The sequence below is a fragment of the Microtetraspora fusca genome (assembly GCF_001570365.1).
GTDB classification, from domain to species: domain Bacteria; phylum Actinomycetota; class Actinomycetes; order Streptosporangiales; family Streptosporangiaceae; genus Microtetraspora; species Microtetraspora fusca.
Genome location: NZ_BBYK01000072.1, coordinates 33,758 through 60,723, shown reverse-complemented (window position 1 = coordinate 60,723; position 26,966 = coordinate 33,758). Strand labels below are relative to the sequence as shown.

Below are 26,966 nucleotides of genomic sequence, written 5' to 3'. Positions count from 1 at the left end.
TCACGGTCCAAAGGGGCGCCTACCGCGCCAGATTCCCGGCCAGGAGCTCGATCAGGGGCTCCCGCCGTACGCACTGGGCGAGCGCGAAGGAGTCGGCGAGGGCCACGAGCTCGTCGTCGGACAGGCCGCGGAAGAGCTCCGCGTACTCCGGCAGCAGGGCCTGGGCGATGAGGATGTGCCGCAGGAGATCGTCGATCTGGTAGCGGGCGCCCCAGGGGTAGGGGTCCCAGTTCGGGAACTCCCGCTCCATCAGGCGGTGCAGCGGCGCGAGGTCGGCCGCCGCCTCCTCCATGGTCGATCCCCACCGGTCGGCGCCGAGCCGGTTCTTCTTCGCGATGAACGGCCCGAACCTGTCCATGTACGGCCCATCGGCGTAGACGAGCCCCTGGAGGCCGACGTCCTTGTACGTCCACAGCGACCACCCGGCCTCGTGCGCGTCGTAGATCTCGAGCTGGTCGCGCAGGATCTGGTACCGCTGAGCGTCGATCTCGGGGTCGCCCGTGTAGACGGGGCCGAACTCGCCGACCCACACCGGCGTGCCGGTCTCCCGCTGGAAGGCGGTCCGCCGCTCGAAGGCGCTTTCCAACTCGGCGCGGTCGCACCACTCGCCGCGCGTGTAGCCGGGGTACGGCCCGCCGTGCGCGAACCCGGCCAGCGCGTAGTCGTGGCAGACGAACACCGTGTTCTCGTACACCTCACGAAATATCGAGAAGTCGGTGGAGTAACGGTTCCCGTCGAGGAAGAGCACGTGCGCCGGGTCCACCGCGCGCACCGCCTTGACGAGGCGGTCGTAGAACGGCCCGACCACGCGCCCCTCGACGTCCCCGGGCTCGTTGACGGGGTTGTAGCCCGCGACCCACGGGTTGTCCTTGTACCGGTCGGCGATCGTCTCCCACATGTGGACCGCCCGGTCCTGGAAGTGCCGGTGGTGCCAGAAGAAGGCGATGTGGGTGGGGTTGTCGGAATGCCAGTGCTGGTTCTGGGCGCCGGGGAGGGCGTGCATGTCGATCACGGAGTAGATGCCCCGGTCGCCGAGCAGGCCGATGACGCGGTCCAGGTGGCGGAAGCCGTGCTCGACGATCTCCATCGGGCGGTCGTCGGATTCGAAATGCCGGTAGTTGACCGGGATGCGCACGCAGTTGACCCCGAGATCCGCCAGCAGGTCCGCGTCGGCGGCGTCGAAGAACGCGGTGAGCAGCCGGTCGAAGAACAGCTCGTAGCGCTCCTCCCCCAGCACCTCGCGCACCGCGGCCCGCATCGAGGACTCGTTCGCCGGGTAACCGGTGATGAAGTTCTCCATGTTCATCCAGCCCCCGAGGCCCACTCCGCGCAGCCGCACGGGCGCGCCGTCGGCGGTGACGAGGCGGGATCCGGACACACGCAGGGTCATCACAACTCCTTCTCAAAGGTGCCGGGACGCGGCCCGGCGGTCATCGTGTTCGGCCGAACGCCGAAGGTCATCCCTTCGTGGCACCCGCGGTGAGCCCGCCGATGAGCTGGCGTTCGGCGACGCCGTAGAAGGCCAGTGCCGGCACCATCGCGAGCACGATGTACGCGAGGACCTTGGCGGTGTCCGAGACGTACTGGCCGGAGAACTGCTGGACCCCGAGCGGGACGGTCCACCAGTTGGGGTCGGTGAAGATCACCAACGGCAGGAAGAAGTTGTTCCAGCTCGCGACGATCGCGAGCACGGACACCGTGGCCAGCGCGGGCCGGGCCATCGGCAGCAGGATCCGCCAGAAGAAGCCGAAGGCGGTGCATCCGTCGATGGTCGCCGCCTCCTCGACCTCCCTCGGGATCGTACGGAAGAAGGAGCGCAGGATGATGATCGTCATCGGCAGCCCGAAGGCGGCCTGCGGCAGGATCACCCCGAACGGGTTGTCCAGCAGCCCCATCGCCCGCACCAGCACGAACAGCGGCAGGATCGCCACCGTGAACGGGAACATCAGCCCGACCGTGAACAGCGTGTACAGCGCCTCCCTGCCGCGGAACGCGAAGCGGGCGAAGACGAAGGCCGCCATGGCCGACAGGCCCACGACGACGAGCGTCGTGGCCAGGGCGATGAAGACGCTGTTGAGGATCTGCCGCCAGAACAAGCCCGACGTGAGCACGTCCGTGTAGTTCTCCGGGACCCACGGGGACGGCAGGCCGAACGGGTTCGTGGAGAGCTGCGCGGTGTCCTTGAACCCGCCGATGAGCGCGAAGAGCAGCGGCACGACGACGAACGCGCCGAGCACCACGACGAGGGTCTGGAGCGAGACGGATCGGAGGATGACGCCCGGTCGCCGGGCCTGGGTGCGGTGGGTGCTCATCGCTGGTCCCGCATGGTGGTGATCGCTCCTTCGGTGTCGCGGCGCAGGACGTACCGCTGGTAGCCCAGCGCGAAGATCAGGCTGATCAGGAACATGACGACGCTGATCGCGGTGCCGTAGCCGACCTGGGACCGCTTGAAGCCGAACTGGAACATCGTGACGGCCATGGTCTCGGAGGAGTGGATCGGGCCTCCGGCGGTCAGGACCCACACCAGGTCGAAGAGCTGGATCGCGCCGATGACCGAGAGGAAGACGCTGATGCGGATCGTCGGCCCGAGCAGCGGCAGGGTGATGTAGCGGAACTGCTCCCACGAGCTCGCCCCGTCGATGGAGGCCGCCTCGCCCAGCTCCTTGGGGATGCCCTGCCGCCCGGCGAGGTAGAGGATCATGTGGAAGCCGAAGTACTTCCAGGTCATGACGATGAACACGGACACGAGGACGGTGGACGGGTCGCCGAGCCACTCCGACTCCAGCGACTCCAGCCCGACGGCGCGCAGGATCTGGTTCGCCAGCCCCTCGTCCGGCGACAGGATCATGGTGAACAGGACGCCCGTGATCACCTCGGACAGCATGTACGGCGCGAAGAACAGCATCCGGTAGACCGCGCGCCCGCGCATCTTCTGGTTGAGCAGCATCGCGATGCCGAGCGCCAGCGGGAGCTGGATCGTGACCGACAGGACGATGAGAACCAGTCCCCGCCACAGGTCGCCGAGAAAGACCTCGTCGCCGAACATCCGGGTGAAGTTGTCCAGCCCGACGAACTGGGTGGGCAGGCCGCCGAGGCCGTTCCACTTGAACAGGCTGGTGTAGCCGGCGACGGCGATCGGCACCAGCACCAGGAGGGTGAAGAGCACCAGCGCCGGGAGCAGGAACATCGTGATCGTCACCAGGCCGCGGAACCTCCGGCGGCGGGCCTCCGGAGGCGCCTGCGCGCGCGCCGTACGTTGATGGGCCGCGGGGCTCTCCGATCGCTCGCCCGTCAGGGCCGGGGGTGTCACGTCGCTTCGCTCCGTCCGTCGTCTCGTCGGTCCGTGTGGGGCGCGCGGGCCGGGCGGGGTCGTCGCCCGGCCCGCGTCGTCGCCCCGGTGGGCTTATTCGGACTTGGCCGTCTCGGTGATGGCCTGCGCGACCTCCTCGGGGCTCTTGGAGCCCGCGATGAGCGCCGCCACGCTGTCGTTGACCTCCTGGCCCACGGCGGGCGGGTAGGCCTGGTCGAGGTAGAGCTGGAACCCGGTCGCGGAGGCGAGCGTCTTGGCGACGACGGCGAGGTTCGCGTCCTTGACCGCGTCCTCCTCGCCCTTGAGCACGGGCAGGAGCGCGCCGGACTCCACCACCTTGCGGTGCTGGGCCGGGTCGTGGAGGAACTTCAGGAAGTCGAGCGCCTCGGCCGGGGCGTTCGCGCCGACCGCGTAGCCGCCGCCACCGCCGAAGGCGTCGGCCGCCGAGCCCTTGCCCCCCTCGACGGCGGGGAAGGGGAAGAAGCCGAGGTTCTCGCCGAGACCCTTGCCCGTGTCGTTCTCGACGGACGGGGCCCACTGGCCCATCAGCTCCATCGCGGCCTTGCCGTTGCTCACGGTGGCCGCCTGGCCGTCCGGGGTCGAGTAGCCCGCGCCGAGGAAGCCCTTCTGGAAGGGCTGGAGGTCGACGAGCTGCTTGAGGTGCTCGCCCGCCGACACGAACTCCGGCTTGGTGAAGTCGTGGTCGGCGCCCGCCTGCTTGAGCGCGTCCAGGCCGGCGATGCGCATGGCGAGGTAGGCCCAGTAGTAGTGGCCCGGCCACTTCTCCTTGCCGGCGAGGGCGATCGGCGTGATGCCCGCCGCCTTGAGTTTCTTGACGTCGTCGAGGTACTGGCTCCACGTGGCCGGCGGCTCGGTGATGCCCGCCTTGGCGAACAGCGCCTTGTTGTACCAGAAGCCGACCATGCCGATGTCGTTCGGGATCGCGTACGTCTTGCCGTCGAACTGGTACGCCTGCAGCGAGGCCGTGGTGAAGTTGCCGATCCAGGAGGCGGTGTCTGCGGAGAGGTCCTTCACCAGCCCCGCGTCGATCTGCTGCTGCAGAACGCCGCCGCCCCAGGTCGCGTAGACGTCGGGCGCCTTCCCCGACTGGGTCGCGGTGGCGATCTTGGCCTTGAACGCCTCGTTCTCGATGGGGACGTTCTTGATCGTCACGTTGGGGTGGGCCGCCTCGTACGCCTTGGCCTGCTCCGCGAGGAGGGACTTCAGCGGCTCGGTGGTGCCGATGTTCCACCACTCGACGGTGACCTTTTCGGACGCGGCCTTGTCCGCCGCTCCGTCGCCGCCCTGGCTGGAGCAGCCCGCGAGGACGAGCGCGGCCGTCGCGAATAAGACCACACCTCGTCGCGTCAACGACATGTCAGTGCTTCCCTTCCTTATCTCCGGACTCGCACGGAGCCCCGTGAAAGTTTCAGGTGCACCCCCGAATATTTCGTGACCCGGAGAATAGGTAAATGGCGCGTTACGCGTCAATAGCGTTCGTGGGAGCGATCCCATAGCGGGCAGGACAGCGGGACAGCGAATCCGAAAGTTTTCGGCTACGCTGTGATCCATGCCAGCGCAGAGACGGGTGACGATCGCCCTGATAGCCAAGGAGGCCGGAGTCTCCGTCCCCACTGTCTCGAAGGTGATCAACGGCCGGCCCGAGGTGGCGTCCGAGACCAGGCAGCGGGTCGAGCGCCTCCTCCACAAGCACGGCTACCAGCGCAGGACCGGCCACAGGGACGGGCCGGTCGGCCTCATCGACCTGGTCATCGCCGAGGTCGAGAGCCCGTGGGCGATGGAGCTGATCCGCGGCGCCGAGACCGTGGCGCGCGAGACGGAGGCGAGCGTGGTCGTCTCCGTGCTGCACACCAAGTCCGGCCCCGGCCGCGACTGGATCGACCGCATCGCGGCCCGCCGCACCGACGGCGCGATCATCGTCGGGTCGCACCTGTCCGCGCGCCAGCAGGCGCAGCTCAACGCCCGCGCCATCCCGTTCGTCGTGGTGGACCCGGACGGCGAGCCCGCCCCCGGCATGACGTCGGTGGGCGCCACCAACTGGCACGGCGGGCTGGCCGCGACCCGGCACCTGCTCGAACTCGGCCACACCAGGATCGGCATGATCGGGGGCCCGCCCGACATGCTCTGCAGCCGGGCCCGCATCGACGGGTACCGGGCCGCGCTCGAGACCGCGGGCCTCGACGTGGACCCCGAGCTGATCAGGAACGGCGACTTCCTCGTCGGCTCCGGCCGGGACCAGGGGCACGCGCTGCTGTCGCTGCCCGCCCCGCCGACCGCGATCTTCGCCGGCTGCGACATGCAGGCGTTCGGCGTCTTCGAGGCCGCCAGGCAGCGCGGCCTGCGGGTGCCGGAGGACCTGTCCGTGGTCGGCTTCGACGACCTCCCCCTCGCCCGTTCCGCCTGGCCGCCGCTGACCACCGTCCGCCAGCCGCTCCAGGAGATGGCCGCGCTCGCCGCCCGGATGGTCCTCTCCATCGGCCGGGGCGAGGTGCCCGAGCCGCGCCGGATGGAACTGGCCACCGATCTGGTCGTCAGGGAGAGCACCGCGCCTCCGCGCGTCGCGTGACCGGCCCTCCCACCGGGCGGCTCGTACCCGCTGACCTCTTCAAGGTCCGTACGGCTCGCCCGGCGCGCTAGGGTTTCTCGCGAAATGTCCAGGTGGGCGAGACGGAGCGGACGGTTGCGGGGTTGGCGTGGAGCGGCCGTCACGGCGCTCATGGCGGCGATCGTTACGGTTCTCATCGGCGGCCCCCGCATGGCGCACGCCGCCGAGCGGGCCGCGGGGACCGAGGAGCGGCCGTGCCCGGTCGCGGTTCCGGCGGGCACGACCTGCGGTTACCTGCTCGTGCCCGAGCGGCGTGACGTGCCGGGCAGCAGGACGATCCGGGTGGGCTACGCCGTCCACCGATCGACCTCGCCGCAGCGCAGGCCCGACCCCGTGGCGTACTCCAGCGGCGGCCCCGGGTCGCCGTCGCTGCGGCTCGTCGGCTTCCTGACGCAGATGTTCCCGGACCGGGACGTGGTCGTCGTCGAGCAGCGGGGCAGCCGCTACTCGGAGCCCTCGCTGGCCTGCCCGGAGGTGGTGCGCGGCCTGGTCGAGACGCTGAAGAAGCCCACGGCGACGGCGGAGGAGACCGCGCCCGTCCGGCAGGGCGCGCTGGCCTGCCAGAGCCGTTACCAGGCCGAGGGGATCGACCTGCGCGGCTACCGCACCGAGGAGATCGCCACCGACGTGGCGGACCTGCGCGCGGCGCTCGGCTACGAGCAGTGGAACCTGATGGGCGTCAGCTACTCCACCCGCACGATGGCGGAGGCCGCCGCCAGGGACCCGCGCGGCACCCGCGCCCTGGTGCTCGACTCGTTCCTCCCCGCCCAGGTCAACTGGTACGACGACGCCGCGCCCGACCTGCGGGCGACGCTGACCAAGCTGGGCGCGGCGGGCCGGTTCGACGAGATGCTGGCCCGGTACAACGCCGCCCCGGCCGCGTACCAGACGAAGGATCCGCTGACCCGCAAGCGGATCGACGTGCGGCTGACCGGCGACGACATCGCGACGATCCTCGGCGAGGCCATGCGGGAGACGGAGTTCCTCCCGCTGGTCCCCGCGCTCGTGGACGCGCTCGCGGACGGCAGGACGGAGCTGCTCCGGCCGGTCGTCGACGCGGCGGGCGACGCGCTGACCTCGCACGACTGGGGCCTGTACTACGCGGTCCAGTGCCAGGACGAGGTGCCGTTCAACACGTTCGCCGCCACTGCCGGGCCGCGGCTGTTCACCGGCGTCGCGGACGCCGCCGTGTGCGCCGCCTGGCACCTGCCCCGCAGCTTGGACGAGTCCGGCCCCGTCGAGGCGCCGACCCTGGTCCTCGGCGGGCAGTACGACCCGACCACGCCGCCGGAGAGCGCGCGGGCGGCCGCGGACGACATCCCGACCGCCCGGTTCGCCGAGTTCGCGGGCGTCGGGCACGGAGTGTTCCTGGCGAGCGAGTGCGGACGCCGTACGATCTCCGCGTTCCTCGACGCGCCCACCTCGGCCGCCTCCGGCGCGCCCGCGGCCGGTTCCGCGGGAGCGGTGTGCGATCCGGGCGCGGGCGCCTCCGCCCTGGTCCGGCCGGGTGACCTGCACCTGACGGCCGCGCCGTACCGGATCTCGCAGTCGCCGGCGCTGATCGCCCCACTCGCGGTCTTCGTGCTCGTGGCGGCGGCGCAGCTCGCGGCCGGGCTCGTCGCGCTGGTGCGCCGCCGGGGCGGCGGCGCGGTGCGCGCGCTGGCCGGGCTGACCGGGCTCGCCTTCGCCGGTCTGACCGCGCTGAGCGTCACCGGCGTGCCCGACGACATCGTGTTCGCCATCGGCCTTCCTCCGGCGATCGCCTGGTACGGCCTGCTCGCGGCGGCCTCCATGGTGTTGTCGATCATCGCCGCGTTCCGGCTGCGCGCCGCCTCGGCCGACATCGTCCCCGTGATGACCGGTCTCGTCTTCCTCACCTGGATGTACGGCTGGGCGCTCGCCTGACCCACCGCCGAAGGCGGGCCTCCTAGGGGACGCTCCTGATCTTCCAGACGAGGACGGCGCCGAGCAGGGTGAGCCCGCCCGCGGTCAGGTAGAGCACGGTGTACCCGCCGAAGCCGGCGACGATCGGGCCCGCGAGCACCGGCCCGAGCACCTGCGGCCCGGAGTTGGCGATGTTGATCAGCCCGAGGTCCTTGCCCCGGCCATCCGCGGCCGGGAGGACCTGAGTGATGAGGGCGTTGTCCACCGCGAAGTACGCGCCGAAGCCGATGCCGAGGATCAGCGCCCCGGCCAACGTCACGTGCCACTGCGGCCAGAGCGCGAGCATGACCGCCGGGACCGCGCTGATCGTGCCGGCGATCGTGACCAGGAGCTTCCGCCTGCCCAGCCGGTCGGAGAGCATCCCGGCGAGCACGGCGGTCAGGACCACGGCCCCGGTGTAGATCAGGATCAGCAGGAACAGGCCGTCGCTCGCCCTCTCCCCGGGAAACAGCCGCTCGTAGCCGACCGCGTCGGTGAGGAAGTACAGCAGGTACAGCAGTGCCATCGCGTTGCCGAGGCTCATGAGGAACCGGGTGACCCACGCCCAGGCGAAGTCGGGGTGCCTCCTCGGGCTGATCCAGAAGTGCTTGAGCGTGAAGGACGGGCGGTGCTCGCGCGGGAGGACAGGATCGCTGGTCGTCAGCACGAACGGCAGCACGCACACCGGGAGGATCAGGCCGATCAGCAGATATCCGGACGTGACTCCGGTCGCGACCATGGTCACGAGCCCCACGCCGACCACGACGCCGACCGACTGCGTGAGGCCGATCCATCCGGACACGCCACCACGCTGGCTGACCGGCACGTGGTCGGGAACCCCGGCGGACAGCGCGGCCTGCAGGGAGTTGAGTCCGATCTGCGCCAGGCACCAGCCCAGGGCCACTCCGGCGACCGTGTTCTGCGTGGACAGGAACAGCAGTCCGAGACAGCCGAGCAGCGCGCCGAGCAGCGTCCACGGGTGCCGCCGCCCGAACCTGCTCGCCGTACGGTCCGACAGCGCGCCGGCGATCGGGTTGGCGATCAAAGCGGCCGCCGCGCCGATCCCGGTGACCACGGCGAGGGCGGCTTCCTTGTTGCCGGGGGCGATCTCGCCGACCTGCTCGGGGAGGAGCACCTGCAGCGGTCCGAAATAGCCCATCCAGAGGACGAGGTTCCCGAGGGAGATGAAGGTGATCCAGCGTGGCCCCACTCGCCGTACCGGTTCGGCGAGGGCGGCAGGAAGGTCGGAGGCCTGGTCGGTGACGTTCATGGGCGTCCATTCCCGAAAGTGAGGGGTGCTCGGATGCTACGCCTCAGCCCAGAACAGGTGAATACGTAGAGCACCCACCAGACGGGCCGACTACGGCGCTCGGTCACATGAGGCCGCAGAACAGCGGGACCGGCGGGGACGTCCGGCGGTGCCAGGGCAACCGGCCACAGGTTATCTTTTTGGAAACTTTCCTAAAAGAGAGCATTGACCGCCCAGGCCGGAGGACCTAACTTCCAGATCGAGACCCCTGGGGGCGGGGTGCGCACGAAGTCCTGTCGCCTATGGAGGTGGCCCGCCCGTGTTCTCTTCCCGACCGTCCTCATCCCGATCGCCCGCCGTACCTCCGGCCGCTTCCGCCCCGAAACCCACCCGTCCGCGTGTGCGGACGGTGCTGGCGGCGGCCGGAGCGTCCCTCGCCCTCGTCGCCGGCGCGCTCACCGGAGCGGCGGCCGCGGCGGCCGACAACGAGACCTGCCGCCCCGACGGCCTCTACCGGACGCCCGGTGTGGACGTTCCGTACTGCCTGGTCTACGACGAGGCCGGGCGGGAGAAGATGGGCTCCGACCACCCGCGCCGGATCATCGGCTACTTCACCGGGTGGCGTGACGGGAAGCACGGCCAGCCGTCCTACCTGGCCAAGGACATCCCGTGGAGCAAGATCACGCACATCAACTACGCCTTCGCGCACGTCGGTTCGGACAACAAGATCTCGGTCGGCGCGAACGGCCCGGACAACCCGGCGACCGGCATGGAGTGGCCGGGCGTGGCCGGAGCCGAGCTCGACCCTGCGCTGCCGTACAAGGGGCACTTCAACCTGCTCAACAAGTACAAGAAGGTCAACCCGCACGCCAAGACGCTGATCAGCGTGGGCGGCTGGGCCGAGACCGGCGGCTACCTGGAAGGGAACGGCCGGGTCGCCTCCGGCGGCTTCTACACCATGACCGTCAACGCCAACGGCTCGGTCAACCAGGCCGGTATTGACACCTTCGCCGACTCGGCGGTGAAGTTCGTGCGCGACTACGGCTTCAACGGCGTGGACATCGACTACGAGTACCCGACCTCCATGAAGGACGCGGGCAACCCGCTCGACTGGACCGTCGCCAACGCGCGCCGGGCGAACCTCATGAAGGGGTACGCGGCGCTGATGAAGACGCTGCGCGAGAAGCTCGACCGGGCCTCCGCCGCCGACGGCAAGTACTACATGCTCACCGTCGCCACGCCCGCCTCCGGCTACCTGCTGCGCGGCATGGAGACCTTCCAGGTCGCCCAGTACCTCGACTACGTCGACATCATGTCGTACGACCTGCACGGCGCGTGGAACGAGTTCGTCGGGCCCAACGCCGCGCTGTACGACGACGGCAAGGACGCCGAACTCGCCAAGTGGGGCGTGTACACCACCTCGCAGTACGGCGGCATCGGCTACCTCAACACCGACTGGGCCTACCACTACTTCCGCGGCGCGATGCCGGCCGGGCGGATCAACATCGGCGTGCCGTACTACACGCGCGGCTGGAAGAACGTCAACGGCGGCACCAACGGCCTGTGGGGCACGTCGAACGGCTCGAACTGCCCCATCGGGCTGACGACGTGCGGCGACGGCGCGCGCGGCGTGGACAACCTCTGGCACGACGAGGAGAACGGCAAGGAGGTCGGCGCCGGCTCCAACCCGATGTGGCACGCCAAGAACCTGGAGAAGGGCATCACCGGCTCGTACGGCGCGGCCTACGGCCTGGACCCGGCGAACGACCCCGAGGACCGGATGACGGGCACCTACACCCGCTACTACGACTCCACGATGGCCGCGCCCTGGCTGTGGAACTCGGCCAAGAAGGTGTTCCTGTCCACCGAGGACGAGCAGTCGATCGGCGTGAAGGCGAACTACGTCAAGGACAAGGGCCTCGGCGGTGTCATGATCTGGGAGCTGGCCGGCGACTACCGGTGGACCGGCTCCGAGTACTTCATGGGCGACACGCTGACGACCCTCGCCTACGACACGCTCAAGACGGCCGCGCCGTACGGGGCGACCATGGCGAAGGTGAACATCCCGGCCGAGAAGCTGAACGTCACGGTCGAGGCGACCGGGTTCCCCGTCGGCGACAGCAACTACCCGATCAACCCCAAGCTGAAGATCACCAACAACTCGCAGACGACGATCCCCGGCGGGGCCGAGTTCCAGTGGGACTACGCGACGTCCGCGCCGAACAACGCCAAGGACCAGTCCGGGTTCGGGCTACAGGTGATCAGCAGCGGGCACACCGGCAGCAACGTCGGCGGCCTCAAGGGCGACTTCCACCGGGTCTCGGTGAAGATCCCCACCTGGCAGTCGCTCGCGCCGGGCGCGTCGGTCACGCTGGACTACGTCTACTACCTGCCCGCCCCCGGCCCGGCGAACTTCACGCTGACCTTCGGCGGCAAGACGTACGGCCTGGCCTTCGAGAACGCCCGGGGCGGCACGTCCCCCAGCCCGAGCGCCTCCCCCAGCGCGTCGCCCAGTGCCTCCCCCAGCGCCTCCCCCAGTGCGTCTCCGAGCGGCGGCGCGTGCACCGCGCCCGCGTGGGCGTCCGGCACGGTCTACACGGGCGGCCAGCAGGTCTCCCACAAGGGCCACAAGTGGCAGGCCAAGTGGTGGACGCAGAACGAGGAGCCGGGGACCACCGGCGACTGGGGCGTCTGGACGGACCTCGGCGCCTGCTGACCTGCCCCCGCCGAACCTCCCGGCAGAGACCCGTTCCCGGAGCCCCGCCGGCTCCGGGAACCCTCCTGACCTCCCCGGGCCGCGTGATCCGTACGCCCCCCACACGCGGCCCGGGGACTTTTCCCTTCTCCGGCGGCCCCTGCGCCGCCAGGCCGCGAGCCGCGGTGGGCCCGCCGGAACTTTTGCTCGTTCTCCGAGGGCGACGCCACAGGGGATGCGGGCTTCCGCCGACCCGGCGGGAGCCGTACCGGTGCCGGACAGGTGGGACCATGTCTGGGTCAGGAAGCATCCAATGGAAGGTCATCATCGGTGAGGCGGCTACTCACGGTCCTGCTGCTCGCCTGCGCCGCTCTGCTGGGCGTCGCGGCGCCGGCGCAGGCGCACAACGTGCTGGTCGGCAGCGACCCCAAGGACGGCGCCCAGGTCTCCACCGCTCCGGAGCGGATCACGCTGAAGTTCGACCAGCCCGTACGCCGGGACTTCGCGCGCATCGCGGTCACCGGTCCCGACGGGGCCGAGTACGCGCAAGGTGAGATCGCGACGAAGGGGAACGACGTCTCGGTCGGCCTGGCTCCGCTCGGCCCGGCCGGCGCGTACACGATCGGCTATCGCGTCGTGTCGAACGACGGCCACCCGGTCACCGGAACGATCACCTTCACGCTGACCGCGGCCGGACCGGCCGCCGGGCAGTCCTCCCCCTCGGCCGAGCCCACGCCGTCCCCCTCGGCGGCCTCGACTCCGGCGGCGGGCGACCCGCTGCCCCCGGCCGCCGGAGGGGAGCCCGGCTCCGCCGCCTCGGCCGCCGACCTCGCCGCGCAGAGCTCGTCCGGTGGCTGGGTGTGGGGTCTGCTCGTCGTCGCCGCCGCGCTGCTCGCCCTGTCCGCGTACGTGCTCGTCCGGCACGACCGCAGGCTGCGAGGCGCGGCGTGACCGCGACCGGAGCCGCCGAGAGCCCGCAGAGCACCGAGACCCCGGAAAGCACGGAGACCCCGGAAAGCACGGAGAGCCTGGAGAGCCCGGAAAGCACGGTGAGTACGGAGCCGGTGGCCCGCCCCAGGCTGGCCGTCGCCGCGCTCACCTTCGCGGGGCTGCTCACCGCGCTGGTCTCGACCTGGCTGACCCTCCCGAAGGCCGCGCAGGGCATCGTGATGCCCAGCCCCCTGGTCGACTTCGGCCTGCCCGTCATGCGGCTGGTCCTCGACGTGGCCGCGACCGCGACCGTCGGGCTCAGCCTGCTGCCCAAGCTGCTCGGCTTCGGCGATCCGGAGCGCACCGAGCCGGTCGCCTCGCGGGCGCGGCACTGGGCGGTGCTGTCGGCGCTGGTGTGGGCCGCGTCCGCGCTCGTGTCCACCGTGCTGAGCGCGGCCGAGCTGAACCCCGGCCAGGCGCCCGACGTGGCCGAGTTCGTCGAGCGGATCGGCTCCGGCCAGGGGCTGATCGTGAGCGCGTCCAGCGCGATGGTCAGCGCCGCCGTCGGCATGCTGGCGGTCAGGTTCGGCGAGAAGGTCCCGGCCGAGTTCCGCGTGCTGGTGGCGGCGTTCGGCCTGCTGCCGCTGCCGGTGACCGGTCACGCCTCCAACTGGTACTGGCACGACCTGAGCATGGTCTCGATGGAGCTGCACGTCATCGGCTCCGCCGCGTGGGTCGGGGGCCTGCTCGCGCTGGCCGTGCTGCTCGCGGGCAACCGCGACCTGCTCGCGGCGACGCTGCCGCGCTTCTCCCGGCTGGCGACGGCGGCGCTGCTCGTCGTCGGCCTCACCGGCCTCTTCAACGGAGTGGTCGAGCTGCTGCTGACGCCGGGCCAGGAGTTCCCGCTCTCGCTGGTGACCACCGGCTACGGCCGGCTCGTCGTCGCGAAGATCCTTTTCGTCGGTGCGGTGGCGCTGCTCGGGGGCAACATCCGCTGGCGGCTGCTGCCCGCGATCAGCCGGCGGGCCCCGACGGCGTTCGCCGCCTGGGTGGCGTTCGAACTCGCCGTCATGGGCCTCGCCTACGGCGTGGCGGTGGCGCTGACCCGCGCGCCCGTCGCCTGATCCCGATCGCCGTCGCGCAGGCGGTACTTCCAGGCGACGATCTCGGCGACGATCCAGACCGCGAGGAGAAGGCCGCCCGCGAGCGGCCACGAGTCCACCGGGTACGGCGGCGCGGCGAGATAGTGGCCCTGCACCGCGAGGCCGCCGTAGACGCCCGCCGTGGCCAGGGCGGCGCCGAGCACGGGCCGGACCAGGCGAGCGGCCATCGTGTCGCCCAGCGGGAGGCAGCCCATGAAGGCGAGGTCCACACCGACGGCGGCGAGCACGAAGAAGAACGGGATGGCCGAGGCCGGGAAACCCATCCCGACGAAGAGCGGCCAGACCAGCGCGCGGTAGGCGACGTACGCGCCCGCGACGGCCGTGGCCGTCCACGTCCGCCCGACCATGTGGCGGGCGATGACCAGGATGAGCATGCCCGCCACTCCGACCCAAAGCGGGTAGAGCAGGTCGGGCACCGGCAGCGAGAACCTGACGATCATCTCCCGGTCCACCGCGCGGCCGAGCTGGTTGGCGGCGAACGCCAGCAGGCTCGGCTCCGCGTACGGATCGCCGCGGTCCCAGGAGGCGATCTCCAGCACGCCGTACTCCTGCTGCTGGGCGGGGAAGTGCAGGTTCTCCAGGAAGAAGACGAACAGCGCGCCGAGGACCAGGGTGCGCCGCCGCTCGGTCCGCGCGTCGCCGCGCGGCGCGCCGAGCCACCACCCCCGGGTCACCCCGGCGATCATCAGCCCGCTGCCGATGAACAGCAGCGCGTGCGAGGGGCTCCACGCGGTGATGTCGAGGCCGTTGACGCGGTGGTTGATCAGGTCGAGCGGGATCGCGATGAGGAAGACGCCCGTGCCCCACACGATCAGCCTGGAGGCCAGGCGGTCCACGCCGTAACCGGTGTACCAGTGGACGATGGTCAGCCCGACGGCGATGACCGTGCCGACCGTGTTGAGCAGGTGCGGCGGGGCCAGGTCGTCGCGCAGCCAGCGGAAGTGCCAGGACACGTCCCAGGACGCCCCCAGCACCTTCAGGACGAACGCCGTCAACCAGCCGAGGTAGAGGACCCGGAACAGTTCCGCCGGAGTCTCCCTGCCGGCCTCCCCTCTGGTCCAGTACGGGAGGGCCCAGTCGAGGATCCGATGAGGTGTTTGCCTGAGCGTTCCAATCACGCGCGAAATGATGCCGTCCGCTCACCCGCTACGCAATCGGGGACAACCCGGATACCTCCTGGATATCCGGCCGGGGACCGGCTCGGACGGCCCCGCCGGGCCGGGCGTCTCAGCCGGTTCTCAGGACGGCCTGAGTAGGCTCCCGGGCATGACGTTTCGGGGTGGGCGGCGCGCCCTTGCCGCACTGGTGGCGCTCGCGCTGGTGGTCGCGGGCGGCCTCACCTGGTACCTGTGGCCGTCCGAGCCGCGGGTACGCGGGCAGGACGTGGCCATCTCCGTCGTGGACGGACCCGCCGACGACCAGCACGTGACGCTGGACGCCGCCTACTTCCCGCCCGCCACCGGCGGCCGGGCCCCGGCCGTGCTCCTCGCCCACGGCTTCGGCGGCAGCAAGGACGACCTGCGGGACGAGGCGGCCCGGCTGGCCGGGCGCGGCTATGCCGTACTGACCTGGTCGGCCCGCGGGTTCGGGCGCTCCACCGGCGAGATCGCGCTGAACTCGCCGGACTACGAGGTGAAGGACGTGCGGGCGCTGGTCGACTGGCTCGCCCGCCGCCCGGAGGTGCGGCTCGACGCCGACGGCGACCCCCGGGTGGGCATCGCGGGCGGCTCGTACGGCGGGGCGATCGCCCTGATGGCCGCCGCCTACGACACCAGGATCGACGCCATCGTGCCGCAGATCACCTGGTACGACCTCGCCGACGCGCTCTTCCCCGAGTCCACCGGGCAGGGGCCCGAGCACGGCGTGTTCAAGAAGATGTGGGCCGGTCTCTTCTTCAGCTCGGGCGGCAGCGCCCTGCCCGGCGGCGCGCCGGGCGGGCTGGCCGCCCTGGCCGGCGGCGGCTCCGGTGCGCCCGCGGCGCAGGGAGCCTCCCGTCAGGCCCAGTGCGGCCGCTTCCTGGCCGAGATCTGCGACATGTACCTGACCGTCGCGGAGACCGGCCGGGCGACGCCCGAGGCGGTGAAGCTGCTGCGCGCGTCGAGCCCGGTGTCGGTGGCCGGCCGGATCAGGATCCCGACCCTGCTGATCCAGGGTCAGCGCGACTCGCTGTTCCCGTTGGGGCACGCGGACGCCAACGCCCGGGCGATCGCCGCGACCGGCGCGCCGGTGGAGGTCGCCTGGATCAGCGGCGGACACGACGGCGGCGGGTCCGACAGCGACACCGAATGGGTGGAGGAGCGCACCACGGCGTGGCTCGACCGCTGGCTCAAGGACTCTCCCGTCCCCGGCGTGCGCGCCGGCCGGACCACCGCCGATGCCGGCACGCCCGGCGACGCCGTGAAGGCCGCCACGCCCGAGGGCACCGCGACCGCCTCGGCGCCCGCCGGGGACGTCGAGGGGGTCGAGGGCTTCACGGTGTCGCGCGACGGCGGCCGGGACCCCGGCACCCGCCGCTCCCTCGTGGTCCACGCGAGCGCGCCCTCGTACCCCGGTCTGGGAGGCGCCTCGCGGACCGAGGTGCCGGTCATCGGCCCGGTGCAGGAGATCGCGAACCCGCCCGGCGGCTCCCCTGCGTCCGTCTCGATCGTGCCGGGGATGAGCCTGCTCGGCGGCGCGAGCGCCAACCCCGGTGTCTCCGTGGACGTCCCCGGGCAGGCCGCGGTGTTCGAGTCCGCGCCGCTCGCCGCGCCGGTCCACGTCACCGGCGCCCCCACCGTGCGGATCAAGGTGTACGGCACGGGCGAGGTCACCCTGTTCGCCAAGCTCTACGACGCGAGCGGCGGACGGCTCGCCGTGCTGCCGTCGAGCCTGGTGGCGCCGCTGCGCGTCACCGCGTCGGAGTCCGGCGCGGAGGCGACCGTCACGCTCCCCGCGATCGACCGGCGCTTCGACGCGGGCCACCGGCTGCGGGTCGTGCTGACGACCACCGACATGGGGTACGCCACGCCGTCCGCGCCCGCCGCGTACCGGGTGGGCCTCGCCGGCGGGACCGTCTCGCTCCCCGACGACGCGTCGCTGGTCACGCCCGCGACGGGGCCGGCCTGGTGGACATGGGCCGCCCCGCTGGCCGCGATCGTGGTCGCGGCGGCGCTCCTCCTCGCCGGCCGCCGCCGTACGGCTCCCGCCGACGAGCGCGAGGACGGCGACGGCGCTCCGCTGCGGATCACCGGGCTGACCAAGCGCTACCGCAACGGCGAGAAGGCGGTGGACGACCTCTCCTTCCAGGTGGAGAAGGGCCAGGTCCTGGGCCTTCTCGGACCGAACGGCGCGGGCAAGACCACCACGATGCGGATGATGATGGGCCTGATCCACCCGGACGAGGGCGAGATCCACATCTTCGGCCGCCGGGTGGTCCCCGGCGCTCCGGTCCTGTCGCGGCTCGGATCGTTCGTGGAGGGGCCCGGGTTCCTCCCGCACCTCACCGGCCGGGCCAACCTGGAGCTCTACTGGCAGGCCACGGGACGCCCCGCCGAGGACGCCCACCTGGACGAGGCGCTGGAGATCGCCGGGCTCGGGGCGGCGCTGGACCGGGCGGTGCGCACCTACTCGCAGGGGATGCGCCAGCGGCTCGCCATCGCCCAGGCGATGCTCGGCCTGCCCGACCTGCTCGTGCTCGACGAGCCCACCAACGGGCTGGACCCACCGCAGATCGCCGAGATGCGCGCCGTGCTCAAGGCGTACGCCGAGGGAGGCCGCACGGTCATCGTCTCCAGCCACCTGCTCGCCGAGGTCGAGCAGGCGTGTACGCACGTGGTGGTCATGCGGCGCGGACAGCTCGTCTTCCAGGGACCGGTCGCCGAGCTGCTCGGCACCCACTCCCCCTCGGACGGCCCCGGCCCCCGGCTGGAGGACGTCTTCCTGGACCTGATCGGAGAGGCGCGTTGAGCCTGAAGGGAGGGCTCAGATGAGCCTGAACGGTGACGGGGCGTCCGCCCCGGCGAACACGCCCGCGGCCTCGGCCGGCGGCGTGGTGACCTCTCCGGGCGGGCCTCCGGCGTCCTCGACGCGGACGTCGGGGGCGGCGCCGGGGTACGCGCCAGGCCGGACGCTGTCGCTGCGGGTGGAGTTCGTCCGCCAGCTCCGGCGCCGCAGGACGATGGCGATGTTCGGGCTGCTGCTCGCGCTCCCGTGGGTCCTGGTGGTGGCGTTCCAGTTCGGCCCGGGGCCCGGAGGCGGGCAGGGCGGCGGTATGCGGCTGTCCGACCTCGCCACCCAGGGCGGGCTGAACTTCGCCGCCTTCGCCCTGTCGGTCTCCGCGAACTTCCTGCTGGTCGTCGCGGTGGCGCTGTTCTGCGGCGACACGGTGGCGAGCGAGGCGAGCTGGTCGTCGCTGCGCTACCTGCTCGCCGCCCCGGTGCCGCGCGACCGGCTGCTGCGGCAGAAGCTCGTCGTCGCGATGGCGTACTCGGCCGCCGCGGTGACCGTGCTGCCGCTGATGGCGCTGCTCGCGGGCACGGTCGTCTTCGGCTGGAACGACATCCAGGTGCCGGGCACCGGCGAGACGATCCCGGCCGGGGACGTGCTGCCGAGGTTCGCCGTCGTGGTGGCCTACGCGCTGGTGAGCCAGCTCGTCGTGGCGGCCGTCGCGTTCCTGCTGTCGGTCGGCACGGACTCGCCCCTGGGCGCGGTCGGCGGCGCGGTCGGGCTGGTGATCGTGAGCAGCATCCTGCAGGCGGTGGAGGCCCTGGGCTCCATCCGCGAGTTCCTGCCCACGTTCTGGAACAACGCCTGGACCGACGCGCTCTCCCCCGACCCCGACTACAGCGGGATGATCAAGGGCGTCGCCGTGTCCGTGACGTACTCGGTGATCCTCGTCGCGTTCGCCTTCCGGCGGTTCCGGGCCAAGGACGTGGTGTCCTGACCCGCACCGACTAGTCCCAGTGCGGGGGGCGTTCCTCGATCAGTCGCGCGTCGTCGGACTCGGCGTCGCCGCGCCACTCGCCCCAGCCGAGGTCGGTGTCGTCGCTGGTCTGGTCAGGCAGCACCGACAGACCCTCGTCGAAGAGGTCCACCGGCCGCATGTCATCCGGATGCCGCTCAGTCACATGACGATGTTAACCGGCGCGGCCGCCGGGCGCGGGTCCCGCTCGCACGTCGCCACCGCGCACTGGGGGCGACAAATCACGGTAATCCCGTACGAACCACGCTGAGCGGCGATTTCCCGCAAAGGTGGGATTCGAAGATCCCCGACCCAAACATTCAACCCTCAGCAAAGGTACGACGCGGAAACAGGTAGCAGGCCGGACGCGACCCCCGTGAGGCGGTATGGCAACGCCATCAGGATGGCGTCGAGAGGGCAACCTGCCCGCGGAGCTGACCAGCTTCGTGGGCCGGACCAGGCTTCTCACCACCATCAGACAGCGACTGCACGACTCCCGACTGGTCACCGTGACCGGGATCGGAGGTGTGGGCAAGTCCCGCACGGCCCTGCGCATCGCCCATCTGATGCGCCAGGAGTTCAAGGACGGCGTCTGGTACGCCGATCTCGCGCGGCTGCAGGACGCCGGCATGGTCCAGCACACGATCACCGCGTCGCTGGGCATCGCCGACCAGTCGCACCGGGCGGGTTCCGAGACCCTCGCCGAGTGGCTGGGCGACCGCGAGATCCTGCTCATCCTGGACACGTGCGAGCACCTGGTGGACGCGTGCGCCGAGCTGACGCACGACCTCCTCACCAGGGCGCCCAACCTGCGGATCATCGCGACCAGCCGCCGGTCGCTCAACGCCCCCGGCGAGTTCACGGTCGCGGTCCCGCCGCTCGCCGTACCGGGCGATGACCCCTCGGAGAACCCGTACACGAACGAGGCGGTGCAGCTCTTCGCCGTGCGGGGCAGCGCGGTCGTGCCCGACTTCGTGGTGGACGAGAGCAACGTGCAGGCCGTGTCCGAGCTGTGCCGGCGGCTCGACGGCATCCCACTCGCCATCGAACTCGCCGCCGTACGGCTGCGCGCGCTGTCGGTCGAGCAGATCCTCGCGCTCCTCGCCGACCGGTTCAGCCTGCTGGCCGGCGCGAGCCGTACGGCGCTGCCCCGGCACCAGACGCTGCGCGCCGCGATCGGCTGGAGCCACGAGCTGTGCGAGCCGGCCGAGCGGCTGCTGTGGGCCCGGCTGTCGGTGTTCGCGGGCGACTTCGACCTGGACGCGGCGCGTTACGTCTGCGCCGGGGACGGGCTGGACGCCGCGACCATCCTCAACGTGATCTCCGGCCTGGTCGACAAGTCGATCCTGTTCAGCTTCACCACCCCGGTCGGCCACCGGTACCGGCTGATCGACACGCTCCGGCAGTACGGCGCCGAGTGGCTGGAGAAGCTGGGCGAGACCGAGGCGCTGCGCCGCCGCCACCGCGACCACTACCTGGAGCTCGCCCAGCGCGGCGAGCACTCCTGGTCGGGCCCCCGCCAGGTGCAGTGGTACGTGCGCATGCGGCAGGAGCACGACAACATCCGGGTCGCGCTCGACTACTGCCTCTTCGACCCGATCGAGGCCAGGGTCGGGCTGGAGCTGGTGTCGTCGCTGTGGTTCCTCTGGGTGGCGTGCGGGTTCGCCCGCGAGGGCGCGGTCTATCTGGAGCGGGCGCTCGCGGCGTCCCGGGTGCCGAGCAAGGAACGGTGCAAGGCCCTGTGGGTGCTCGCGTACATCCGGAGCGCGCAGGGGGACCTGCCGGGCGCGCTCGCGGCGGCCGAGGAGTGCAGCAACGAGGCGGTGCGGGCCGGCGACTCCGGGGCCGTCATCCTGGCGACCAAGATGCAGGGCACGACCGCCATGCTCCAGGGCGACGCCAAGAAGGCCACGGCCCTGCTCGGCGTGGCCATCGAGTTCCACCGGGGCGGGCGCGAGCTCAACCCGGGCCTGCTGCCCGCGATCGTCGAGCTGTCCATGGTCCTGTTCGCGCAGGGCGACTACGAGGAGGCCGAGGGCCTGCTCACCGACTGCGTCAAGGTGTGCACCGAGCGCGGCGAGCAGTGGCTGCGGTCCTACGCGTGGTACGCGACGGCGCAGGTCCAGCGGGCCACTGGCCGCCACGGCGAGGCGCTGGAGAGCTGCAAGGCTTCCGTGCGAATCAAGCGCCACTTCCACGACGTCCTCGGCATCGTGCTGTGCGTGGACGTGATGGCCGGGCTCTACCTGGAGATGGGGCGGCCCGAGTACACCGCCCACCTGCTGGGCGCGGCCCAGACCAACTGGCGCACCTTCGGGCTGCCGCAGTTCGGGGCGCCCTTCTTCACGAACGAGCACGAGCAGTGCGTCAAGGAGTGCAGGAAGCTCCTCGGCGACGCCGCCTACCAGGACGCGTACAACAGGGGCACTCGCCTCTCGCTGACCGAGCTGATCGAGTACGCGCTGGACGAGTTCGACGAGCCGTCTCCCGCCGACTGACGGCGCGCCGCCGCCCGCTGGTCACGGGGAGCGCGGTGGCCCGGCGACGCGGCCGGCGGGATGGATGCCGGGCGCGCACCGCCGGGACCGACGCGGTCCCACCCCTGCGGGAGCCGGGCGGGTTCTCAATCGGCCATGGCCGTCACGTAGCGGGAGCTGGTCAGCGAGTAGTCCACGCTGCCGCTGATCCAGCGTTCGAGGCCCTTGACGTACGCGGCGACGCCGGGCGAGCCGAGGGCGTCGAGGCGGGGCCTGAGCGCGACCATCCCGGCGACCGCCTCGTTCCGCATCACGCCGATCAGGTCCATCGCCTCCTGCGTGGAGCACCCCTTGTGCCGGCACAGCACGCTGACGAGGTTGTTGTTGATGTTCGGGCCGGAGCGCTCCTTGGCGTAGGAGATGAGGTCGTTGTCCCACACGACGACGTCGTTCGCGTGCTCGGTGATGGCCCGCACGTCCGGGTGACGCCACTCGTCGGGGGTCAGGTACGCGCCGGCGGCCACGTCGACCAGCGCGAAGACCGTGAGCATCGCGCCGGTCCTGCGGCGCATGACGATGTAGTCGTCGAAGGTGGGGACGACGTCGTGCTCCCGGTTGGCCGCCTCCCAGACCTGGGCGAAGAGGTAGTCCTTGGTCATGGCGCGCCAGCGATCGAGCTGGTCGGCGTTCCCCGCGGCGGCGATCCTGGTCTTGATTTCGAGCAGCGACCGGGCGAAGACGTTGCCGACGGGGTCTCCGTCGCCGAGATCGTCGATGACCGAGATGAACTGCGGGAGCGCCCTGGCGATCTCGGCCGCCGCCCGGTCCGACTCGCAGAAGACGTCGTCGAAGGCGAAGAGCCACACGCACCAGTCCGTGACGATCTGGCACAGCTCCCGCGCCGCGTACGGGTACGTTCTCCCTCCCAGCCACCCGTACCTGGCCGCGCCGTAGCGGGCGAGGTTGTCGGCGCCCTCGATCATCCCGGACGCGGCCAGCCAGGCCAGCGTGTCCCTGTCCACTTCCTCGACGTACGGATTGACCTCGCTGGGGAACGGACAGGTCAGTTCGGGGATGCGCAGCCGCGGGCTGTTTTCGGTAAGTGGGGATGGATTCGACACGCCCAACAGCATGACTATCGAACCAACAAATCGCTACACCTTTCGTCGATATTTATGGGCAGTCGCGAGCTACATGAGGTTCGTGAGGTTAGGGGCGGGTTCATTCCGTTTGCGGCATGAGGCAGTCATTAGCTGCATGAGGGCTTGCTGTTCCCCATGTGTTCCCCATACGGGACGGCGCACCAGGCCCGCCTCGCCCTCCGCGAAGACCTGAGAAGGCCCCGCATCATCCCGGTGCGGGGCCTTCCTTCTACCATCCAGGGGTGAACGCCGCGCTCTCACATCACCAAGACAGCTCCAGGGAAGCGCGTTGGTCGGGGGAACCATCGGCCGGCGTCCCAGTCGAGTCTGTCCAGCCAACGGCTCTGTCGCAGATTCGGTGGTGACGGAACGTCCCGGCACGTAACAGTAAGCCATGCATGATCTCGATAAGCTTGTGAATGTGGTGTTTTCCGGGTTATTGCCGCTGGTCGTGGCGGACGAAGGCGAGACGGTCTGTACTCACCGAGAACGGTTGTCCGAAGAAGGATTATGGGGACTGCCGATGCCGCAGGACTTTCCGCCCGCGCCGCCGACCGAGCGGGAGATCCAGCGCCGTCGGGTGGCCGGCTCTCGCGGACAGCGACCTCGCGCTGTGGCACAGGTGTTCGCGGTGTAATAAGGAAGGGTGCCCTTCAGAGAGCGACCGGCAGGTCGCCGCAGGCCATGGTACGCAGCTCGGGCCCTGGTAGCCGTTCCGCTCGCGCTGATCGTCGTGATCACCGCCACCAATCTGGCTACTCCTGGTCACCTGCACCTCGGACCGCTCCTGGTCGCCGCGCCGGCGCTCGCTGCGGTGACCCTGGGGCCAAGACTGACCGCGTTGACCGGTGTGCTGGCCCAGGGGGGCCAGGTGGTCATCGGCGTCGTTCTCAACGATCTTTCTTCGGTGGAGCGCATGGCGCAGATGGCCTCCGTGGTGTTGGTGTCGGTGTTCGCGGTGATCCTGTCCGGGGTGCGGGAGCGGCAGGTGCGGGAGCTGAGATGGGTGCGGCATGTCTCCGAGATTGCCCAGGGCCTGGTGCTGCGTCCGCTGCCCCCGCGGATCGGGCCGCTGCGCGTGGCCGCGGTGTACCTGGCGGCGGAGACCGAGATGCAGATCGGCGGCGACCTGTATGCGGCGGCCCGGACCGCCTGCGGCACGCGGCTGATCGTCGGCGATGTCCGCGGCAACGGCCTCACCGCCGTGGGTGACGCCGCGCTGCTACTGGGCGCTTTCCGAGCGGCCGCGCATCGGCAGGCCGACCTGGCGGAACTCACCGCCTACCTGGACGCGAGCGTCTGCTGGAACCTGGCCGAGCCCGGTGAGGACGATCTGGCGCGGGAATGCTTCATCACCGCGATCCTCATCGACATCCCCGACCACACCCCCACGGTGCAGATGGTCTACTGCGGCCACCCCCCGCCGCTCCTGCTGCGGCGAGGGCGGATCAGCACACTCTGCGCCCGCCAGCCCGGCCCCCCGCTCGGCCTGCAGTTGGGCATGCCCTGCCACCACGCTGACACGTTCGACTTCAAGGCCGGCGACCTTCTCCTGCTGTACACCGATGGCGTGATCGAAGCACGCAACGCCCAGGGCGACTTCTACCCGCTTACCGAACGCGCCGTGGCCTGGACCGGGGAGCGCCCGGACGTTCTCCTGGAGCACCTGCGCACCGACCTACTCGCACACGCGGGCGGTCGACTGCGCGACGACGCCGCCGTGATCGCCATCGAACGCCAGTATCTGCACTCGCATACAAGCCACCAGCGCTAACGCGGAGTTTCCCTCCCTGTCAAACTAGACAGAGGCGGCAAACAGGTACATAACTCTGTATCGAGGGTGGGGAAGGAGACATCCCTTCGTGGGAGCACGACAGCCAGACCCGGAGACCCCTGACCCGCAGGTACGTGAGCGGGCCACGGCCCGCCGCTATTCCGCGGCGTACAAGGCCCGGATCCTGCAGGAGTACGAGCAGCTCGACAAGGCCGGCAAAGGCGCGCTGCTACGCCGGGAAGGCCTGTACTCCTCGCTGATCTCCAGCTGGAAGACCGCCCGAGACCACGGCGCCGCCGAGGCACTGGCCCGACCGGTCGGCCGGCCCAAAGCCGACCCCCGGGACAAGAAGATCGACACGCTGGAGGGCGAGGTCGAGCGGCTACGCGCCGAACTCGACAAGACCCGCCAGGTGATCGAGGTGCAGGGAAAGCTCTTCGCGCTGCTGGATCAGCTCGCCACCAGCAGCGAGACGCCCACGCCCCGGGGCGAGCAGTGACCCACGCCCACGCCGTTCCTGACACCGGGGCGGCCCGCGCCGTGCAGGAGGAGGCGGCCGAGGAACTGGCCCCGCTGATCGGACGCCGTGCGGCGCTGCGGGCGTGCGGTGTGCCGCAGGCCACCTGGTACCGCAAGAACCGCAAAAGCCCCGCTAAGCCTTAATTGGTGCGGGCCGCCCTGGCGGCCTGCTCGATCTTCGCGCAGTAGGCTGCACGGGCTTCCTCGTCGATCTGCTTCTCGTGTTCGGCGCGCAACCCGGTCCGGCCGTCGAGTCCTTCGCGCAGGATGTCGGCGTGTCCGGCATGCCGGGTGGACTCGCCGAGGACGTGGACCATGATGGCGAACAGGTTCGTGTGCCAGGCCGGCGTTGACTCCGGCCACCACGGCACATGGCCGGGGGCGTCGAGGGGAAGCTCGTTGATCGTCGCGTCCGAGTGTTCCCACGTGCGCCGGTAGAACCCGATGATCTGATCGCGGGTCTCGTCCTCGGTCGCCCACAGATCGCTGCCGTTGGAGTCCTGCCACCGGGGCAGCGGTTCCGGGGAAGGGCGGTCGAAGACCTCGCCGAAGTACCTGGCCTCGACGGTGGCCACGTGTTTGACCAGGCCGAGGAGGTTGGTCCCGGTCGCTGTCAAAGGTCGGCGGGCGTCGTATTCGGACAAGCCGTCGAGTTTCCAGAGCAGCGCCTTGCGGTCCCGCCGCAGTCTCTCGTGCAGGTTGTCTTTCGCGAAATCATCGATCATGGGTCACGATTCTGTCAGGCTGCCGCTCGGCCGCACCTGACCTGCCCAACATGCCGTACGGACCCCCAGATACTGTGCGTCAAGTAGCCGCTCACACTACTTGAAGTACTTGCCGCACGACTGAGAGTCACCAAAGATAACTGTCGTTGGCGGGGGCTTAGTCCTGCGATCGGGCAAGTGCGCGCTGACCTTCGGCGCGTTCGTACAGCAGGTCGAAGTCTTCGCAGGTGAGCCGATAGGCGCGGTGCTGGCACGTCTTGTGGTGGTCGATCACCCGCCACCCCGCTGACGCTCCTCGATCTTGGCCAGCATGCTGGCGAGCGCCTTGCTCCTCCTTTCGAGCCTCTCGCGTTCCTTTGGGCTGGCGGTAGCGGCGCTCTCCCCCGCCCGCGCGAACCAGAACAGCTTGGTCGCGAACTCTTCCAGATTCCGGGTCCGACTCCATGGGATCCGTTGTGCACCGGGTAGTGTCCACCCCACCAACTCGGAATCCGTGGGACCTTTCGATGGTTCACCAGAGAAACGTTCATGAGGAAAGGCTGGGACGCAGGTGCTCGACCCGACGGATCTCTACAGGCTCGACGGCGACGCGCCCGAGCTGGCCGATCCGGTGCTGCTCTACCACTTCGAGGGCTTCGTGGACGCGGGCGCGGCGGGCCGGCTTGCCGTCGGACACCTGCTCGCCGAACTGGAGCACCGCCTGATCGCCACGTTCGACGTCGACCGGCTGCTCGACTACCGCTCACGCCGTCCTCTGATGGTCTTCGACGGCGACCACTGGGTGGACTACGAGACCCCTGAACTGGCGGTCTACCTGGCCACCGACGTCACCGGCACCCAGTTCCTGATCATGACCGGCCCCGAGCCCGACCGCGAGTGGGAGCTGTTCACCGAGGCCGTCGGCATGCTGGCGACCCGGCTCCGCGTCGGCAAACTGGTGACCGTGCACGGCATCCCGATGGGCGTCCCGCACACCCGCCCGCTCGGCCTCACCGCGCACGCCAGCCGTCCCGAGCTGGTAACCGGGGCGCCCAGCCCGTTCGGCAAGGTCCAGGTGCCGGGCAGTGCCGCCGCGCTGATCGAGCTGCGCCTCGGCTCCAAGGGCCACGACGCGCTCGGCTACGCCGTACACGTGCCGCACTACCTCGCCCAGGCGGAGTATCACCAGGCCGCGGTCACGGCGCTCGAAGCGGTCACCCGGGGCACCGGCCTGGTCTTCCCCACCGACACGCTCCGCGCCGCCGCGGAGAAGACCAACGCCGAGATCGAGGAGCAGATCCAGGCCTCCGACGAGCTGTCCGGCGCCATCCGGGGCCTGGAGCAGCAGTACGACGCGTTCCAGGCGGGCGCCGAGCGGGAGAACCTCCTCGCGGAGAACACCCCGATGCCGACCGGCGACGAGCTGGCCGCCCAGTTCGAGGCGTTCCTGGCCGAGCGCGACGACAGCGAGGGCTGAGCCGCCCCGGCCGGGCGGCCGGACGGGTCGCCCGCCGC

The 26,966-nt window shown here is 70.7% G+C and carries 22 protein-coding genes; 13 read left to right on the top strand and 9 right to left on the bottom strand.

Features of this window, described 5'->3' with window-relative positions:
* Positions 1-19: 19 nt before the first annotated feature.
* The 4 genes from AWQ68_RS34205 to AWQ68_RS34190 form a co-directional block, all read right to left on the bottom strand.
* A complete protein-coding gene (locus tag AWQ68_RS34205; RefSeq protein ID WP_066948849.1) occupies positions 20-1,390 on the bottom strand; it encodes a glycoside hydrolase family 5 protein in 1,371 nt (456 codons plus the stop codon).
* Between the two features lie 67 nt (positions 1,391-1,457).
* Positions 1,458-2,312: a carbohydrate ABC transporter permease gene (locus AWQ68_RS34200; RefSeq protein ID WP_066948847.1), complete on the bottom strand. Its 855-nt coding sequence runs from the start codon at positions 2,310-2,312 to the stop codon at positions 1,458-1,460.
* Positions 2,309-3,310: a carbohydrate ABC transporter permease gene (locus AWQ68_RS34195; protein WP_066948844.1), complete on the bottom strand. Its 1,002-nt coding sequence runs from the start codon at positions 3,308-3,310 to the stop codon at positions 2,309-2,311. The genes AWQ68_RS34200 and AWQ68_RS34195 overlap by 4 nt, the downstream gene beginning before the upstream one ends.
* A 93-nt stretch (positions 3,311-3,403) precedes the next feature.
* Positions 3,404-4,666, bottom strand: a complete 1,263-nt coding sequence (locus AWQ68_RS34190; RefSeq protein WP_245656381.1) for an extracellular solute-binding protein — start codon at positions 4,664-4,666, stop codon at positions 3,404-3,406.
* 214 nt (positions 4,667-4,880) lie between these two features.
* Between AWQ68_RS34190 and AWQ68_RS34185 the strand changes: the two genes are divergently transcribed.
* On the top strand, positions 4,881-5,897 hold the full coding sequence (locus AWQ68_RS34185) for a LacI family DNA-binding transcriptional regulator (protein ID WP_066948839.1): 1,017 nt from the start codon (positions 4,881-4,883) through the stop codon (positions 5,895-5,897).
* Positions 5,898-6,011: 114 nt separating this feature from the next.
* A complete protein-coding gene (locus AWQ68_RS34180) occupies positions 6,012-7,841 on the top strand; it encodes an alpha/beta hydrolase (protein ID WP_169809040.1) in 1,830 nt (609 codons plus the stop codon).
* A gap of 22 nt (positions 7,842-7,863) precedes the next feature.
* On the opposite strand, the gene AWQ68_RS34175 is transcribed toward AWQ68_RS34180, so the two are convergent.
* Positions 7,864-9,129: an MFS transporter gene (locus AWQ68_RS34175; protein WP_066948834.1), complete on the bottom strand. Its 1,266-nt coding sequence runs from the start codon at positions 9,127-9,129 to the stop codon at positions 7,864-7,866.
* Positions 9,130-9,508: 379 nt separating this feature from the next.
* Between AWQ68_RS34175 and AWQ68_RS34170 the strand changes: the two genes are divergently transcribed.
* The 3 genes from AWQ68_RS34170 (at position 9,509) to AWQ68_RS34160 (ending at position 13,857) form a co-directional block, all read left to right on the top strand.
* Positions 9,509-11,824, top strand: a complete 2,316-nt coding sequence (locus tag AWQ68_RS34170) for a chitinase C-terminal domain-containing protein (protein WP_066948832.1) — start codon at positions 9,509-9,511, stop codon at positions 11,822-11,824.
* A 309-nt stretch (positions 11,825-12,133) separates the two neighbouring features.
* On the top strand, positions 12,134-12,754 hold the full coding sequence (locus AWQ68_RS34165) for a copper resistance CopC family protein (protein WP_066948829.1): 621 nt from the start codon (positions 12,134-12,136) through the stop codon (positions 12,752-12,754).
* Positions 12,751-13,857, top strand: a complete 1,107-nt coding sequence (locus tag AWQ68_RS34160; RefSeq protein ID WP_218007152.1) for a CopD family protein — start codon at positions 12,751-12,753, stop codon at positions 13,855-13,857. The genes AWQ68_RS34165 and AWQ68_RS34160 overlap by 4 nt, the downstream gene beginning before the upstream one ends.
* Here the strand turns inward: AWQ68_RS34160 and AWQ68_RS34155 are convergent.
* Positions 13,815-15,014: a hypothetical protein gene (locus tag AWQ68_RS34155; RefSeq protein ID WP_157546145.1), complete on the bottom strand. Its 1,200-nt coding sequence runs from the start codon at positions 15,012-15,014 to the stop codon at positions 13,815-13,817. The genes AWQ68_RS34160 and AWQ68_RS34155 overlap by 43 nt on opposite strands.
* Positions 15,015-15,162: 148 nt before the next feature.
* On the opposite strand from AWQ68_RS34155, the gene AWQ68_RS34150 reads away from it, so the two are divergent.
* Together AWQ68_RS34150 and AWQ68_RS34145 are read left to right on the top strand one after the other, a co-directional pair.
* Positions 15,163-17,841, top strand: coding sequence for an alpha/beta fold hydrolase (locus AWQ68_RS34150; RefSeq protein WP_066948824.1), 2,679 nt, complete (start codon positions 15,163-15,165; stop codon positions 17,839-17,841).
* A gap of 19 nt (positions 17,842-17,860) precedes the next feature.
* Positions 17,861-18,817 (top strand): ABC transporter permease, encoded by a 957-nt coding sequence (locus AWQ68_RS34145; RefSeq protein WP_084464708.1) that lies wholly within the window; start codon positions 17,861-17,863, stop codon positions 18,815-18,817.
* A 10-nt stretch (positions 18,818-18,827) separates the two neighbouring features.
* Here AWQ68_RS34145 and AWQ68_RS43050 read toward each other — a convergent pair whose 3' ends face one another.
* Complete coding sequence (locus AWQ68_RS43050; protein ID WP_157530335.1) at positions 18,828-19,001, bottom strand: hypothetical protein; 174 nt, start codon at positions 18,999-19,001, stop codon at positions 18,828-18,830.
* A 220-nt stretch (positions 19,002-19,221) separates the two neighbouring features.
* Here AWQ68_RS43050 and AWQ68_RS34140 point away from each other — a divergent pair, with 220 nt between their 5' ends.
* Complete coding sequence (locus AWQ68_RS34140; protein ID WP_066948820.1) at positions 19,222-21,333, top strand: ATP-binding protein; 2,112 nt, start codon at positions 19,222-19,224, stop codon at positions 21,331-21,333.
* Between the two features lie 125 nt (positions 21,334-21,458).
* On the opposite strand, the gene AWQ68_RS34135 is transcribed toward AWQ68_RS34140, so the two are convergent.
* Positions 21,459-22,433, bottom strand: a complete 975-nt coding sequence (locus AWQ68_RS34135) for a 4-epi-cubebol synthase (protein ID WP_157546142.1) — start codon at positions 22,431-22,433, stop codon at positions 21,459-21,461.
* 415 nt (positions 22,434-22,848) lie between these two features.
* On the opposite strand from AWQ68_RS34135, the gene AWQ68_RS43045 reads away from it, so the two are divergent.
* The 4 genes from AWQ68_RS43045 to AWQ68_RS43035 all read left to right on the top strand — a co-directional run bounded on the left by AWQ68_RS43045 (position 22,849) and on the right by AWQ68_RS43035 (position 24,891).
* A complete protein-coding gene (locus AWQ68_RS43045) occupies positions 22,849-23,091 on the top strand; it encodes a hypothetical protein (protein ID WP_157546139.1) in 243 nt (80 codons plus the stop codon).
* Between the two features lie 96 nt (positions 23,092-23,187).
* Positions 23,188-24,228, top strand: coding sequence for a PP2C family protein-serine/threonine phosphatase (locus tag AWQ68_RS34130; protein ID WP_218007151.1), 1,041 nt, complete (start codon positions 23,188-23,190; stop codon positions 24,226-24,228).
* Positions 24,229-24,316: 88 nt separating this feature from the next.
* A complete protein-coding gene (locus tag AWQ68_RS45420) occupies positions 24,317-24,727 on the top strand; it encodes a hypothetical protein (RefSeq protein ID WP_066948812.1) in 411 nt (136 codons plus the stop codon).
* Complete coding sequence (locus AWQ68_RS43035; protein WP_157546137.1) at positions 24,724-24,891, top strand: hypothetical protein; 168 nt, start codon at positions 24,724-24,726, stop codon at positions 24,889-24,891. Before AWQ68_RS45420 ends, AWQ68_RS43035 begins: the two co-directional genes overlap by 4 nt.
* Here the strand turns inward: AWQ68_RS43035 and AWQ68_RS34120 are convergent.
* Positions 24,888-25,472, bottom strand: a complete 585-nt coding sequence (locus AWQ68_RS34120) for a DinB family protein (protein WP_066948809.1) — start codon at positions 25,470-25,472, stop codon at positions 24,888-24,890. The two genes, AWQ68_RS43035 and AWQ68_RS34120, sit on opposite strands and share 4 nt — an antisense overlap.
* Before the next feature lie 550 nt (positions 25,473-26,022).
* On the opposite strand from AWQ68_RS34120, the gene AWQ68_RS34110 reads away from it, so the two are divergent.
* Positions 26,023-26,928 carry a proteasome assembly chaperone family protein gene (locus tag AWQ68_RS34110; protein WP_066948804.1) on the top strand — a complete coding sequence of 302 codons (906 nt, stop codon included), beginning with the start codon at positions 26,023-26,025 and terminating at the stop codon, positions 26,926-26,928.
* Positions 26,929-26,966 lie beyond the last annotated feature (38 nt).

Coding starts and splice junctions, on each gene's coding strand:
- AWQ68_RS34205 (WP_066948849.1), bottom strand. CDS start 1,390: ATGACCCTGCGTGTGTCCGGATCCCGCCTCGTCACCGCCGACGGCGCG.
- AWQ68_RS34200 (WP_066948847.1), bottom strand. CDS start 2,312: ATGAGCACCCACCGCACCCAGGCCCGGCGACCGGGCGTCATCCTCCGA.
- AWQ68_RS34185 (WP_066948839.1), top strand. CDS start 4,881: ATGCCAGCGCAGAGACGGGTGACGATCGCCCTGATAGCCAAGGAGGCC.
- AWQ68_RS34175 (WP_066948834.1), bottom strand. CDS start 9,129: ATGAACGTCACCGACCAGGCCTCCGACCTTCCTGCCGCCCTCGCCGAA.
- AWQ68_RS34150 (WP_066948824.1), top strand. CDS start 15,163: ATGACGTTTCGGGGTGGGCGGCGCGCCCTTGCCGCACTGGTGGCGCTC.
- AWQ68_RS34145 (WP_084464708.1), top strand. CDS start 17,861: ATGAGCCTGAACGGTGACGGGGCGTCCGCCCCGGCGAACACGCCCGCG.
- AWQ68_RS34140 (WP_066948820.1), top strand. CDS start 19,222: ATGGCAACGCCATCAGGATGGCGTCGAGAGGGCAACCTGCCCGCGGAG.
- AWQ68_RS43045 (WP_157546139.1), top strand. CDS start 22,849: ATGCATGATCTCGATAAGCTTGTGAATGTGGTGTTTTCCGGGTTATTG.
- AWQ68_RS34120 (WP_066948809.1), bottom strand. CDS start 25,472: ATGATCGATGATTTCGCGAAAGACAACCTGCACGAGAGACTGCGGCGG.